We start from the raw sequence: 13,062 nt of genomic DNA on the forward strand, positions 1-13,062 counted from the left end.
CCGCATTTCACGGGCGGTGGGATGATCACTTGGCTGCCGTGGATGAACCGTCGGCGTGCCACTGGAAGACACCAAAATCAAATCCCTTAAGATCGCCTTTTTCATCCCAGTTCAGCGGCCCAATCACGGTGTTTGCACCGTTAGCTTTTAAATCTTTCACCAGCGCCAGCGGCTCATCGCTGCCGGTACGTTCAAGGGCAGTTGCCAGAGATTGCACCGCCGCGTAAGTGATCCAGACATAAGGCCCGGACGGATCTTTCTTGTCTGCTTTCAGCGCATCAACGATGCCCTGGTTTGCCGGATCCTGGTCATAGCGTTTTGGCATGGTGACCAACATGCCTTCGGCAGCATCGCCAGCAATATTCGACAGCGACGCATTACCCACACCTTCCGGCCCCATGAACTGAGTTTTCAGGCCTACGGAACGGGCCTGGCGCAGCATCTGCCCCATTTCCGGGTAGTAACCGCCGTAGTAAACGAAGTCGATGTTTTCTTTTTTCAGGCGGGCAATCAGCGCAGAAAAATCTTTCTCACCAGCAGTAATGCCGTCGAAGAAAACGATGTTGGCATTAGCCGCTTTCAGACTGTCCTGCACCGAACGTGCCAGCCCTTCGCCATACTGTTGTTTGTCGTGAATGATGGCGATGCGCTGGGGCTTCACCGTCTCAATAATGTATTTCGCCGCCGTTGGCCCCTGGGAAGAGTCCAGCCCGGCAGTACGCATGATGTGTTGATAACCGCGTTGGGTCAGCTCCGGATTGGTCGCTCCCGGCGAGATCATCAGAATACCTTCGTCTTCATAGATATCTGACGCAGGTTGGGTAGAAGAAGAACACAGATGACCAATAACGTATTTAATGCCGTCGTTAACGATTTTGTTGGCGACCGCAACGGCCTGTTTCGGGTCGCAGGCGTCGTCATATTCCACGCCAACCAGCTTATCGCCTTTAATTCCCCCTTTGGCATTGATGTCTTTGATTGCCTGACGCGCGCCGTTAAATTCCATATCGCCCCACTGGGCAACCGGGCCAGACATCGCGCCGACAACGGCAACTTTAATATCGTCGGCTAAAGCGGTGTGTGATATTGCCAGTGCAATCATCCCTGCGATGATAGTTTTCGCATTCCGTTTCATTATTCAAAATCCCCACTCGTAATGTTGTGTTGCTTTGTTTTTATGTGTTAACAAATCAGGCTGTTCTTTTTTTATACTGCACTGTTTTTACCTGTCTGATTAAGGGTTTAGCGCAGTATATTGTGATAATAGCGATTAAAATCCCTATTTTTCAGTCGATTAAGAACAGATAATATTCTGAATATGTTGATAGATAAACAGAAAAAAGCGTCGTTGTCAGCATAAAATAACGGCATAAAGGGCGGAACAATTCACTAGCCATCAGGGGATTATGCTGGACAATTTTCATTCTCTAATGTTTTTAATTTGTAATTATTGCTGAAAAAAAATTAATCACCTGCCAAAAGAAATAAAAAAGAGAAAGCCTCCGATTAAATTATTTCGCTACACTGGTTCCACTTTTGTGATTTACACGGGTTACCCATGAAGCTGACCATCATTCGATTAGAAAACTTTAGCGACCAGGACCGGATTGACCTGCAAAAGATCTGGCCGGAGTATTCCCCTTCCTCTTTACAGATTGACGATAACCACCGTATCTACGCCGCGCGTTTTAACGAGCGTCTGCTCGCGGCCGTGCGGGTAACCTTAAGCGGCACCGAGGGAGCACTGGATTCCCTGCGCGTGCGGGAAGTCACCCGGCGTCGCGGTGTAGGGCAATATCTGCTGGAAGAGGTTTTGCGTAACAATCCTGGCGTTTCATGCTGGTGGATGGCGGATGCTGGCGTGGAAGACCGCAGCGTGATGACAGCGTTTATGCAGGCATTGGGGTTTACGGCACAACAGGGCGGCTGGGAGAAGCGTTAATCGCTCTGTGTAAAAAGCAGTTCAATGGATTTGGTTGGGAAAAATAACGCATTTTCGTTTTCTCCGACCAGCGGGATAAAGCCCAGCGACTGATAAAACGTATGGGCTTTTTCATTCAGCGCCTCGACAAAAAGACCGTGAATACCTACCGCTAAAGAGGCTGACCAGACGACTTTCATGGCATGAGCAACCAATGTTGCTCCCCATCCCTGCCCCTGTAATGAACGATCAATTGCCAGACGCCCAAGACTGACGCTGGGAATATTTTTGTAGGGAATTTTTTTCTGTTTCGATTTCGAGGGCAATGCGGCTCGTTCAAAACAACTGCCGGATAATGTGTAATATCCCAGCACCTGACGTTCTGGAGTGTTGCGACAAAGGATATACGCTCGCAGAATTTTATTGCGATGTTGACGAACCAGATGTGTCGTCAGAAAGAGATTTAACGCTTCCTCGCCGCAGTCGAATCGCTGTAGATCATAATCTGCATCATCGGTCAGAATCTCTATCGTCAGATCATCCATAAATTATTACATTCCCTGAAGACGTTTTGCCGCGCGTTTTAGCTTTTCACCTGGCGACGGGGGATTACTCAGCGCATCCATCACCCGCGTCCAGGATTCCTCATTGAGGATCATCCGCCGATGCTGTTCAATCACTTCCGCAGCCCGCTGTGAAGCGCTGTTCAACATAAATTGGCTGACGGACTGATTAGATATCGCTGCCGCTTCCTCAATCATACTTTTATCATCGTCAGTTAAACGCAGATCGATACGCTGCTTTTTAACAGCAGACATGTGAACTCTCCTGCTCCGTATAATATGTACGGCACATCACCGTACAATAAGCATATCCTGGATTGTTTAATCTTTCTACAACCATTTCGACAAACACAAAAAAACCCGATAGCCGTTAAGCGCATCGGGCATTTTCATTTATCTATCTGTTACTTCGCATCGGTCGCCGTGCCGTTGGCGTGCCAGTCAAATACGCCGAACTCAAAACCTTTCAGGTCGCCTTTCTCATCCCAGGTCAGTGGTCCCATCACGGTATCAACCGAGTTCGCTTTCAGGTATTTAGCGATCTCAGCCGGATCATCTGACTGATTCAGGCCCGCCTGCAAAGATTGCAGCGCCGCGTAGGTAGTCCAGACGAATGCGCCGCTTGGGTCCTGTTTTTTCGCTTTGATGGCGTCAACAATCGGTTTGTTCGCCGGAACCTGATCGTAGTTCTTCGGCTTGGTCACCAGCAGCCCTTCCGCTGACTCGCCCGCGATATTAGACAGCGAGACGTTAGCCACGCCTTCCGGCCCCATAAACTGAGTTTTCAGCCCTGCCGCGCGTGCCTGACGCAGGATTTGCCCCATTTCCGGGTGGTAACCGCCGTAGTAAACGAAGTCGATATTCTCTTTCTTCAGACGCGCCACCAGCGTTGAGAAATCTTTTTCCCCAGCGGTGATGCCATCAAAGAACACCACGTTAGCATTGCCTTTCTTCAGGCCATCCTGCACCGCACGCGCCAGACCTTCGCCGTACTGTTGTTTGTCGTGGACGATAGCAATACGCTGCGGTTTCACTTTCTCAAGAATATATTTCGCCGCCGTTGGTCCCTGGTCAGAGTCCAGGCCAGTGGTGCGCATAATCAACTTATAGCCACGCGCGGTCAGCTCTGGTGCGGTTGCCGCAGGGGTGATCATTAAAATGCCTTCGTCTTCGTAGATATCAGACGCTGGCTGCGTTGATGAAGAACAGAGGTGACCAATCACGTATTTAATGCCGTCGTTAACGACTTTGTTCGCCACCGCGACCGCTTGTTTCGGGTCACAGGCATCGTCATATTTTACGATTTGCAGTTTGTTGCCTTTAACGCCGCCTTTGGCGTTGATATCCGCTACCGCCTGCTCTGCGCCAGTAAACTCCTGGTCACCGTACTGGGCCACCGGACCAGACATCGCGCCCACGACCGCAACTTTAATATCTTCCGCCAGAGCCATATTGCTGAATGCCAGCGCGATACATCCTGCCAGTAACGCTTTACCCTTTATATTCATCCTGAGAATCCCCATTCTTCTGGTTATTACGTGTGTTGTGATGTTGTTATTCAGCACTTTATTTCGTTTTATGCATGGCTACCCGTGCTTTAGCAGCATACTCTGCTAAAACATACCCGATTTTTATGATATTGGAATAGCTATTTTGACAGTTTATTAACAATCTGCGTGGGGATTGGCGTTTTGCCGGAGGGGGAAATTGATTATTGCAGAGGCCCAAAAAACAAAAACCCCGGACTCTCATCCAGGGTTCTCTGCTTAACAGCGGAAATTACGCTTCAATAGCAGCGCGAAGTTTTTTCATCGCGTTCTTTTCCAGCTGACGCACACGCTCAGCGGAAACACCGTAACGGTCAGCCAGTTCCTGCAACGTGGACTTGTTGTCTTCGTCCAGCCAGCGCGCGCGGATGATATCCTGGCTACGCTCGTCCAGACCTTGCATCGCATCGGTCAGGCGGTTTGCCGCCTGCTCTTCCCAGTTATCATCTTCAATGCCGTCGGCAAAGTTGGATGATTTATCCTGCAGATAGAGCACCGGAGCCATCGGCTGGCTATCGGAATCGTCGTCGGAAGACAGGTCAAAGGTCATGTCCTGCGCTGCCATACGTGACTCCATCTCACGCACGTCTTTGCTGGTTACGCCCAGTTCACGGGCCACCATTTCGACTTCGTCCTGGTTAAACCAGCCCAGACGCTGCTTGGTTTTACGCAGGTTGAAGAACAGTTTGCGTTGCGCTTTGGTGGTCGCAACTTTGACGATACGCCAGTTACGCAGAACGTATTCGTGGATCTCTGCTTTGATCCAGTGAACGGCGAAGGAGACCAGGCGCACACCCACTTCCGGGTTAAAACGGCGCACTGCTTTCATCAGGCCGATGTTACCTTCCTGAATCAAATCCGCCTGTGGCAGGCCATAGCCCGCATAATTACGAGCAATATGAACAACAAACCGCAGGTGAGACAGGATCAGCGTTTTAGCTGCTTCCAGATCGCCATGGTAATGCAGCTTTTCAGCCAGCGCCCGCTCCTCGTCAGCCGACAACATCGGCCACGCGTTAGCTGCCCGGATGTAGGAATCCAGGTTGCCAACAGGGGCTAAAGCTAAACTTTGCATTTTGTCAGTCATTCAAATCCTCTCAATCGATATCTTCTGGCGCCTCAGTGGTAGCAACAACTGTGCCAGAGCTTAAGAGCAATGAGGTTATCATTCACTGTTTTATCAGACCGTGATTTTATCCACAAGTTCAATGCAACGCTGTGAATAAATTACGCACAAAATGTGACATAGAGATGAAATACCGGGAAGAGACAACGGGGTCTCTTTCCCTGCTACGGAACCCATTGCAGGGAAAGAGTATAACACGCTTTTATTATTCAGGCGTAAAATGGCGTAAATGTTGTACCGTGGCAAGCCAGGCTGCCACCCAGCCAATCATCGAACACACCAGCAGCAAAAGCAGACATTCATCGAACGATAAGCCATTGATATCAAACTTAGTTCCGAAAACCTGCGCCACTTCCGCCACCGCTGACGACAAACGCAGTACCAGAATTTCTGACAAAATTAATGACAACAATGCGCCAGAAAATCCCAGCAGCGCACCGCCGTACAGGAACGGGCGAAGGATGAAACCATCCGTCGCACCAATCAGTTTCTGCACGTTGATGGAGTCACGGCGAGCAAAGATGCTCAGACGCACACTGTTGCCGATGACGAGGAACACAGCCGCCACCATCAATACGCCGATCATCGCCGAAACGCGCCCGACCAGCCCGGTCAACGCCGCCAGACGGGCAAACCAGCTGTCATCCATCCGCACTTCGTCAATGCCGTTAATCTGAGTGATTCGATCGCGCAGCGTATTCAGTGACTCCGTCCCCTGAAAATCGAGTTTCGGGATCACCACTGCCACTGCCGGAAGCGGGTTTTCTTCCAGCATATCCAGCGCACCACCAAAGCCAGACCAGTTACGGAACTCGCCCAGTGCGTCTTCACGAGAAAGATAGTTCACTTTCTCCACGCCCTGCTCGGCCTGTAGCTGCGCCACCACGCCTGCTGCGGCGTCATCATCCAGTGTTTTTTGTAGATAAACAGTGATTTGTGGTGACGGATAATACTGCGTCGCCGCCTGGTTAACGTTTTTGTACACCATATAACAGACGCTTGGCAGCGTCAGGGAGATGGCAATGACCATCACGGTTAGAAACGTGGCGAACGGTTTGCTTTTCAGATCCTGCAAAGCGCCGTGGAACGCATAGCGCACCTGTTCGTTGAAAACGTTGGTTTTGCGATTTGCCGGTTTTGGCGAGGACTTCGCGCGTTTCGGCGCGTTACGCCCCCCGTCGCCAGAGCCGCCAGCCGATTTACGGAAGCGATCAAGACGCCCGCCAAACTGCCGGATATGATTGATTGCATCGCGCTTATTCATGGCCCACGCCTCCATGCAAGTGACCATCGCTCAGGGTGAGCATGCGATAGGAACGTCGTGAAATCAGGTTGATGTCGTGTGTAGCCATCAATACTGTTACCCCAACGCGATTAAACTCTTCAAACAGACGTAAAATCCCTTCTGACAGCGCATCATCCAGGTTACCGGTCGGTTCGTCCGCCAGCAGTACCGCAGGTTTGTTCACCACCGCGCGGGCAATGCCAACGCGCTGCTGTTCACCGCCAGAAAGCTGTATTGGAAAGTTTTTCGCTTTGTCCAGTAGCCCGACTTTGTCCAGCGCCGCCGATACACGGCGACGAATATCGTCACCGCTGGCACCGGCGATAATCAACGGGATCGCCACGTTATCATAGACAGTACGGTCCATCAGTAGATGGTGATCCTGGAAAATCATGCCGATCTGGCGGCGCAGAAACGGAACTTCACGGTTTTTCAGACGCGTGATGTCATGGCCGCTAAACCAGATTTTCCCGGCGCTTGGCCGCTCAATCCCACAGATCAGCTTCAGGAGGGTACTTTTCCCTGCACCGGAATGACCGGTCAGAAACGCCATCTCACCCGGCTGCATATGAAACGTAACGCCCTGCAGCGCCTGTCTCCCACCGAGATAAGCCTTGCTGACATGTTCAAAGCGAATCATTGTTAATCCTCTCGGGCAAAAAGTGCCTCTATAAAGTCGTCCGCCTTAAACGGACGCAAATCCTCAATACGTTCGCCGACACCAATATAGCGGATAGGAATACCAAACTGGTCAGCCACCGAGAAAATTACCCCGCCTTTCGCCGTGCCGTCCAGTTTCGTTAACGTGATGCCGGTTAAGCCAACCGCTTCGTGGAACAATTTGGCCTGGCTTACCGCATTCTGCCCGGTGCTGGCATCGATAGTCAGCATAACTTCATGCGGGGCTTCAACGTCGAGTTTCTTCATCACGCGGACGATTTTCTTCAGCTCTTCCATCAGGTGCGATTTGTTCTGCAAGCGTCCGGCGGTATCGGCAATCAGAACGTCAACATTACGCGCCTTCGCAGCCTGAATGGCGTCGAAGATAACAGAGGCGGAATCCGCACCAGTATGCTGGGCAATCACCGGGATATTGTTGCGCTGCCCCCAGACCTGAAGCTGCTCAACCGCTGCCGCACGGAAAGTATCGCCCGCCGCCAGCATGACAGATTTACCTTGCTGTTCAAACTGACGCGCCAGCTTGCCAATCGTCGTGGTTTTCCCCACGCCATTGACGCCGACCATCAGGATCACAAACGGCGCTTTGCCTTCGACGTTCAGTGGTTCATCGACTTTCGCCAGAATCTCGCCCATCTCTTCTTTCAGCAGGCCATAGAGCGCCTCGGCGTCACGAAGCTGCTTGCGGGATGCGCCTTCTGTCAGATTGGTGATGATTTTACGCGTGGTTTCCACACCCACATCGGCGATCAAAAGCTGCTCTTCCAGCTCCTCAAACAGATCATCGTCGATTTTTTTACCGCGGAACAGGCTGATAAATCCGGAACCGAGATTTTCTTTGGTTTTTAACAGGCTGCGTTTCAGGCGCGCGAAGAAACCTTCTTTGGTCGGTTTTTCTTGCTCCTGGGCAATTTCTTCCACCGGCTGCTCTTCTTCTGCCGGAGGAACCACCATCACCGCCTCTTCTGCCGCTTCGGCAGCCAGCGCCTGTGCTTCCAGCTCTTCGTCGGTGATTTCTTCTTTAGCCGCTTCTTCTTGCGCCGCTTCGACAATCTCCACGGTTTCCGCTTCTGCCTGCCATTCTTCTGGCGAAACCTCTTCGGCGTTGACGTCTTCCGGCAATGGCAGCTCTTCACGCTCGATAGCCACCGGCTCCGGCGTAACTTCAGGTTCAACTACCGGTGCTGGCGATTCTTCCACTACGGGTTCTGGCTGCGCACTGACTTCCGCTTCGATAACAGCTTCAGGCTGCACTTTCTCGCTTTCGGCAACCTGTTCCGTCACTTCCACCACTTCGGCAGCAAAAGTTTCCGCCTCGGCTTCAGTATGGGACTGCGGCAACTCCTCAACAGGTTGTTCAGCAACCTTCGCAGGCTCTTCTGCCTGGACAGTTTCTTCTACAACCGATTGATCATTTTGGACTTCTGTCTCTTTTTCCGGGGTCTGCTCTTTTTGACCAAAGCCCAGCCAGGAAAAAAAGCCACGTTTTTTTTCTTTCGCCATCTGCGACTACACTCCTCGCTGTTGCTTCATGGCACAGCGTTAACGCTATGTACATAGCAGCTAAAAAAATGATGAAATAGTCTATCACTTAACTGAATACACATCACCGCCTGCAATTATGTGTTATCTGGCGGATTGAGCAATTTATCATGAAAAAACCGAATCATTCCGGTAGCGGCCAAATCCGCATTATTGGCGGGCAGTGGCGAGGCCGTAAACTCCCGGTTCCGGACAGCCCTGGCCTGCGCCCCACCACCGATCGCGTGCGCGAAACGTTATTTAACTGGCTGGCTCCGGTTATCGTCGATGCGCAATGTCTGGATTGCTTCGCCGGTAGCGGCGCGCTGGGGCTGGAAGCCTTGTCTCGCTACGCTGCGGGTGCCACGCTGATTGAGATGGATCGTGCGGTGCATCAGCAATTAATCAAGAATCTGGCAACCCTGAAAGCAGATAATGCGCGGGTGGTTAACAGCAATGCAATGTCATTCCTGGCGCAAAAAGGCACACCGCATAATATCGTGTTTGTCGATCCGCCATTCCGCCGTGGCTTGTTGGAAGAAACCATTAATTTACTGGAAGATAACGGCTGGCTGGCTGACGAAGCCTGGATATATGTCGAGAGTGAAGTAGAAAATGGCCTGCCTACTGTTCCGGCAAACTGGTCGTTATATCGGGAAAAAGTGGCGGGTCAAGTTGCTTATCGGTTGTATCAGCGTGAAACACAAGGAGAAAGTGATGCTGATTAATATTGGACGTTTGTTAATGCTTTGCGTATGGGGATTTTTAATCCTCAATCTTGTTCAGCCATTTCCGCGACCGCTGAATATATTCGTTAACGTGGCGCTGATTTTTACCGTGCTGATGCATGGTATGCAGCTGGCGCTATTGAAATCCACTTTGCCGAAGGATGGTCCGCAGCTAAGCAGTGCCGAAAAGGTGCGTATTTTCCTTTTCGGCGTGTTTGAACTGCTGGCCTGGCAGAAGAAATTTAAAGTTAAAGTTAAAAAATAACCTTATTCTTCGCCAGCAAAGCTGACAAAACGCGTGCCTTTATAGCTCAGCGTACCTTTATCGCCCACTGTCAGGGCGTGGTACTGCTGGGCATCTAGACGGAACGTCTGCTCCAGTCCACCGCTTTGCGGTTTGAAGCTTGCCTCATAGCGCACACTGGTGCCAGCCGGTGTCACTTCCTGCTGGCGCGAACGGCGATCGTTAATTGGTTTTTCCCGCTTGTTACTCACCACCACCAGCTTTTGCTGGAGCGGTGCCATATCATTATCAACTTTTTCCCGCCGCTGCTGCATAAAGCGAAACGATGCAGCGACAACAATTAAGCCAATGATAACAATGAAGAAAAGAGGTGGTTTACTCATCTTTGTACCTTATCGGAAAATGCGGAAATAAGCATACCCTGCCCGTTATGGTGTTGTCATCTGTCCGCCCTCGCCACTAAACTGAATAGCAAGACTGTAGGCATTCCGCTTACTAAATAATAACGAATTCAAGGAACTAAGATGCTTTGGTCGTTTATCGCTGTCTGTCTTTCCGCATGGCTATCTGTGGATGCCTCCTATCGTGGTTCAACCTGGCAACGCTGGGTGTTTAAGCCGTTAACTCTTCTTCTCCTGCTATTACTGGCCTGGCAAGCGCCGATGTTCGACGCCATTAGCTATCTGGTGCTGGCGGGGCTATGTGCGTCGCTGCTGGGCGATGCGCTAACGCTATTGCCACGTCAGCGTCTGATGTACGCCATTGGCGCATTTTTCCTCTCGCACCTGCTGTACACCATCTATTTCGCCAGCCAGATGACGCTCTCTTTCTTCTGGCCATTGCCGCTGGTGCTGCTGGTACTGGGCGCGCTGTTGCTGGCCATTATCTGGACACGCCTGGAAGAGTTACGTTGGCCCATTTGTACCTTTGTCGGTATGACGCTGGTGATGGTGTGGCTGGCAGGCGAACTGTGGTTCTTCCGCCCGACCGCTCCGGCGCTCTCTGCGTTTGTCGGCGCTTCGTTACTGTTTATCAGCAACTTTGTCTGGCTGGGTAGCCACTATCGCCGCCGCTTCCGGGCCGATAACGCGATTGCTGCTGCCTGCTACTTTGCCGGTCACTTCCTCATCGTCCGCTCGCTGTATCTCTGATAAAACTTGACTCTGGAGTCGACTCCAGAGTGTATCCTTCGGTTAATGAGAAAAAACTTAACCGGAGGATGCCATGTCGACTCCTGACAATCTCGGCAAGAAAGCCCCTCAATTTGCTGCGTTCAAACCGCTAACACCAGTAAAGAACGCTAACGACTGTTGCTGCGACGGCGCATGTTCCAGTACGCCAACACTCTCCGAAAACGTCTCCGGCAACCGCTATAGCTGGAAAGTCAGCGGTATGGACTGTGCCGCCTGTGCGCGCAAGGTAGAAAATGCCGTGCGCCAGCTTGCAGGCGTGAATCAGGTGCAGGTGTTGTTCGCCACCGAGAAGCTGGTGGTTGATGCCGACAATGACATCCGTGCACAAGTTGAATCTGCGGTGCAAAAAGCAGGCTATTCCCTGCGCGATGAACAGGCCGCCGACGAACCGCAAGCATCGCGCCTGAAAGAGAATCTGCCGCTGATTACGCTTATCGTGATGATGGCAATCAGTTGGGGACTGGAGCAGTTCAATCATCCGTTTGGTCAACTGGCGTTTATCGCGACCACGCTGGTTGGGCTGTACCCAATTGCTCGTCAGGCATTACGGCTGATCAAATCCGGCAGTTACTTTGCTATTGAAACGTTAATGAGCGTAGCCGCCATTGGTGCGCTGTTTATTGGCGCAACGGCTGAAGCCGCGATGGTGTTGCTGCTGTTTTTGATTGGTGAACGACTGGAAGGCTGGGCCGCCAGCCGCGCGCGTCAGGGCGTCAGCGCGCTAATGGCGCTGAAACCGGAAACCGCCACGCGCCTGCGTAACGGTGAGCGGGAAGAGGTGGCGATCAATAGCCTGCGCCCTGGCGATGTGATTGAAGTTGCGGCAGGTGGGCGTTTGCCTGCCGACGGTACACTGCTCTCGCCATTTGCCAGTTTTGATGAAAGCGCCCTGACCGGCGAATCCATTCCTGTGGAGCGCGCGACGGGCGATAAAGTTCCTGCAGGCGCCACCAGCGTAGACCGTCTGGTAACGCTGGAAGTGCTGTCAGAACCGGGTGCCAGCGCCATTGACCGGATTCTGAAACTGATCGAAGAAGCCGAAGAGCGCCGCGCGCCCATTGAGCGGTTTATCGACCGTTTCAGCCGTATCTATACGCCCGCGATTATGGCCGTCGCTCTGCTGGTAACGCTGGTTCCGCCGCTGCTGTTTGCCGCAAGCTGGCAGGAGTGGATTTATAAAGGGCTGACGCTGCTACTGATTGGTTGCCCGTGTGCGTTAGTTATCTCCACGCCCGCGGCGATTACCTCCGGGCTGGCGGCGGCGGCACGTCGCGGGGCATTGATTAAAGGTGGCGCGGCGCTGGAACAGCTAGGTCGCGTTACCCAGGTGGCGTTTGATAAAACCGGAACGCTGACCGTCGGGAAACCACGCGTTACCGCCATCCATCCGGCAACGGATATTAGCGAATCTGAACTGCTGACACTGGCGGCGGCGGTCGAGCAAGGCGCAACGCATCCACTTGCGCAAGCCATAGTTCGTGAAGCACAGGTCGCTGCACTCGCCATTCCCGCCGCCGAGTCACAGCGGGCGCTGGTCGGGTCCGGCATTGAAGCGCAGGTTAACGGTGAGCGCGTATTGATTTGCGCTGCCGGAAAACATCCTGCTGATGCATTCGCCGGTTTGATTAATGAACTGGAAAGCGCCGGGCAAACGGTAGTGCTGGTGGTACGTAACGATGACGTGCTGGGTGTCATTGCATTGCAGGACACCCTGCGCGCCGATGCCGCAACTGCTATCAATGAACTGAACGCGCTGGGCGTCAAAGGGGTGATCCTCACCGGCGATAATCCACGCGCAGCGGCGGCAATCGCCGGGGAGCTGGGGCTGGAGTTTAAAGCTGGATTGTTGCCGGAAGATAAAGTCAAAGCGGTGACCGAGCTGAATCAACATGCGCCGCTGGCAATGGTCGGTGACGGTATTAACGACGCGCCAGCAATGAAAGCTGCCGCCATCGGAATTGCAATGGGTAGCGGCACAGACGTGGCGCTGGAAACCGCCGACGCAGCATTAACCCATAATCACCTGCGCGGCTTGGTGCAGATGATTGAACTGGCGCGCGCCACTCACGCTAATATCCGCCAGAACATCACTATTGCGCTGGGGCTGAAAGGGATCTTCCTCGTCACGACGCTGTTAGGGATGACCGGCCTGTGGCTGGCGGTGCTGGCAGATACGGGGGCAACGGTGCTGGTGACGGCGAATGCGTTAAGGTTGTTGCGCAGGAGATAAAGGTGTTGCCTGATAGCCTCTGGCTA

14 protein-coding genes are annotated in these 13,062 nt (G+C 52.5%); 5 read left to right on the forward strand and 9 right to left on the reverse strand.

Annotated elements, in window-relative coordinates:
- Positions 1–25: 25 nt before the first annotated feature.
- The gene (livK, locus tag D9734_RS16880; RefSeq protein WP_130209072.1) at positions 26–1,135 is read right to left on the reverse strand and encodes a high-affinity branched-chain amino acid ABC transporter substrate-binding protein LivK; all 1,110 of its coding nucleotides are present in this window, start codon (positions 1,133–1,135) and stop codon (positions 26–28) included.
- A 423-nt stretch (positions 1,136–1,558) separates the two neighbouring features.
- Between livK and panM the strand changes: the two genes are divergently transcribed.
- Positions 1,559–1,942, forward strand: coding sequence for an aspartate 1-decarboxylase autocleavage activator PanM (gene panM, locus D9734_RS16885; RefSeq protein WP_130209074.1), 384 nt, complete (start codon positions 1,559–1,561; stop codon positions 1,940–1,942).
- On the opposite strand, the gene ataT is transcribed toward panM, so the two are convergent.
- The 7 genes from ataT to ftsY form a co-directional block, all read right to left on the reverse strand.
- The gene (gene ataT, locus D9734_RS16890; RefSeq protein ID WP_130209076.1) at positions 1,939–2,466 is read right to left on the reverse strand and encodes a type II toxin-antitoxin system toxin acetyltransferase AtaT; all 528 of its coding nucleotides are present in this window, start codon (positions 2,464–2,466) and stop codon (positions 1,939–1,941) included. The two genes, panM and ataT, sit on opposite strands and share 4 nt — an antisense overlap.
- A gap of 6 nt (positions 2,467–2,472) precedes the next feature.
- On the reverse strand, positions 2,473–2,739 hold the full coding sequence (ataR, locus tag D9734_RS16895; RefSeq protein WP_001277106.1) for a type II toxin-antitoxin system antitoxin AtaR: 267 nt from the start codon (positions 2,737–2,739) through the stop codon (positions 2,473–2,475).
- 149 nt (positions 2,740–2,888) lie between these two features.
- The gene (gene livJ / locus D9734_RS16900; protein ID WP_130209078.1) at positions 2,889–3,992 is read right to left on the reverse strand and encodes a branched chain amino acid ABC transporter substrate-binding protein LivJ; all 1,104 of its coding nucleotides are present in this window, start codon (positions 3,990–3,992) and stop codon (positions 2,889–2,891) included.
- Positions 3,993–4,263: 271 nt separating this feature from the next.
- Positions 4,264–5,118, reverse strand: coding sequence for an RNA polymerase sigma factor RpoH (rpoH, locus tag D9734_RS16905; RefSeq protein WP_000130217.1), 855 nt, complete (start codon positions 5,116–5,118; stop codon positions 4,264–4,266).
- Positions 5,119–5,362: 244 nt separating this feature from the next.
- Positions 5,363–6,421, reverse strand: a complete 1,059-nt coding sequence (gene ftsX / locus D9734_RS16910) for a permease-like cell division protein FtsX (protein WP_130209080.1) — start codon at positions 6,419–6,421, stop codon at positions 5,363–5,365.
- Positions 6,414–7,082, reverse strand: a complete 669-nt coding sequence (ftsE, locus tag D9734_RS16915; RefSeq protein WP_000617723.1) for a cell division ATP-binding protein FtsE — start codon at positions 7,080–7,082, stop codon at positions 6,414–6,416. The genes ftsX and ftsE overlap by 8 nt, the downstream gene beginning before the upstream one ends.
- A gap of 2 nt (positions 7,083–7,084) precedes the next feature.
- A complete protein-coding gene (gene ftsY / locus D9734_RS16920) occupies positions 7,085–8,623 on the reverse strand; it encodes a signal recognition particle-docking protein FtsY (RefSeq protein WP_130209082.1) in 1,539 nt (512 codons plus the stop codon).
- A 149-nt stretch (positions 8,624–8,772) separates the two neighbouring features.
- Here ftsY and rsmD point away from each other — a divergent pair, with 149 nt between their 5' ends.
- Both rsmD and D9734_RS16930 read left to right on the forward strand, forming a co-directional pair.
- Positions 8,773–9,369 carry a 16S rRNA (guanine(966)-N(2))-methyltransferase gene (gene rsmD, locus D9734_RS16925; RefSeq protein WP_130209084.1) on the forward strand — a complete coding sequence of 199 codons (597 nt, stop codon included), beginning with the start codon at positions 8,773–8,775 and terminating at the stop codon, positions 9,367–9,369.
- Positions 9,359–9,634: a DUF1145 family protein gene (locus D9734_RS16930; protein ID WP_130209086.1), complete on the forward strand. Its 276-nt coding sequence runs from the start codon at positions 9,359–9,361 to the stop codon at positions 9,632–9,634. Before rsmD ends, D9734_RS16930 begins: the two co-directional genes overlap by 11 nt.
- Positions 9,635–9,636: 2 nt before the next feature.
- Here the strand turns inward: D9734_RS16930 and D9734_RS16935 are convergent, their stop codons facing one another.
- A complete protein-coding gene (locus tag D9734_RS16935) occupies positions 9,637–9,996 on the reverse strand; it encodes a DUF2500 domain-containing protein (protein WP_130209088.1) in 360 nt (119 codons plus the stop codon).
- Between the two features lie 141 nt (positions 9,997–10,137).
- On the opposite strand from D9734_RS16935, the gene D9734_RS16940 reads away from it, so the two are divergent.
- Both D9734_RS16940 and zntA read left to right on the forward strand, forming a co-directional pair.
- Positions 10,138–10,764 (forward strand): lysoplasmalogenase, encoded by a 627-nt coding sequence (locus D9734_RS16940; protein WP_064527705.1) that lies wholly within the window; start codon positions 10,138–10,140, stop codon positions 10,762–10,764.
- Between the two features lie 73 nt (positions 10,765–10,837).
- Positions 10,838–13,036: a Zn(II)/Cd(II)/Pb(II) translocating P-type ATPase ZntA gene (zntA, locus tag D9734_RS16945; protein ID WP_130209090.1), complete on the forward strand. Its 2,199-nt coding sequence runs from the start codon at positions 10,838–10,840 to the stop codon at positions 13,034–13,036.
- Positions 13,037–13,062 lie beyond the last annotated feature (26 nt).

Origin of the sequence: Escherichia sp. E14S1 (genome assembly GCF_004211995.1) — a bacterium.
GTDB lineage: Bacteria > Pseudomonadota > Gammaproteobacteria > Enterobacterales > Enterobacteriaceae > Escherichia.

Excerpts from the sequence above, each read along its gene's own strand:
- livK (WP_130209072.1), bottom strand. The coding sequence starts at position 1,135 with ATGAAACGGAATGCGAAAACTATCATCGCAGGGATGATTGCACTGGCA.
- panM (WP_130209074.1), top strand. The coding sequence starts at position 1,559 with ATGAAGCTGACCATCATTCGATTAGAAAACTTTAGCGACCAGGACCGG.
- ataT (WP_130209076.1), bottom strand. The coding sequence starts at position 2,466 with ATGGATGATCTGACGATAGAGATTCTGACCGATGATGCAGATTATGAT.
- ataR (WP_001277106.1), bottom strand. The coding sequence starts at position 2,739 with ATGTCTGCTGTTAAAAAGCAGCGTATCGATCTGCGTTTAACTGACGAT.
- livJ (WP_130209078.1), bottom strand. The coding sequence starts at position 3,992 with ATGAATATAAAGGGTAAAGCGTTACTGGCAGGATGTATCGCGCTGGCA.
- rpoH (WP_000130217.1), bottom strand. The coding sequence starts at position 5,118 with ATGACTGACAAAATGCAAAGTTTAGCTTTAGCCCCTGTTGGCAACCTG.
- ftsX (WP_130209080.1), bottom strand. The coding sequence starts at position 6,421 with ATGAATAAGCGCGATGCAATCAATCATATCCGGCAGTTTGGCGGGCGT.
- ftsE (WP_000617723.1), bottom strand. The coding sequence starts at position 7,082 with ATGATTCGCTTTGAACATGTCAGCAAGGCTTATCTCGGTGGGAGACAG.
- ftsY (WP_130209082.1), bottom strand. The coding sequence starts at position 8,623 with ATGGCGAAAGAAAAAAAACGTGGCTTTTTTTCCTGGCTGGGCTTTGGT.
- rsmD (WP_130209084.1), top strand. The coding sequence starts at position 8,773 with ATGAAAAAACCGAATCATTCCGGTAGCGGCCAAATCCGCATTATTGGC.
- D9734_RS16930 (WP_130209086.1), top strand. The coding sequence starts at position 9,359 with ATGCTGATTAATATTGGACGTTTGTTAATGCTTTGCGTATGGGGATTT.
- D9734_RS16935 (WP_130209088.1), bottom strand. The coding sequence starts at position 9,996 with ATGAGTAAACCACCTCTTTTCTTCATTGTTATCATTGGCTTAATTGTT.
- D9734_RS16940 (WP_064527705.1), top strand. The coding sequence starts at position 10,138 with ATGCTTTGGTCGTTTATCGCTGTCTGTCTTTCCGCATGGCTATCTGTG.
- zntA (WP_130209090.1), top strand. The coding sequence starts at position 10,838 with ATGTCGACTCCTGACAATCTCGGCAAGAAAGCCCCTCAATTTGCTGCG.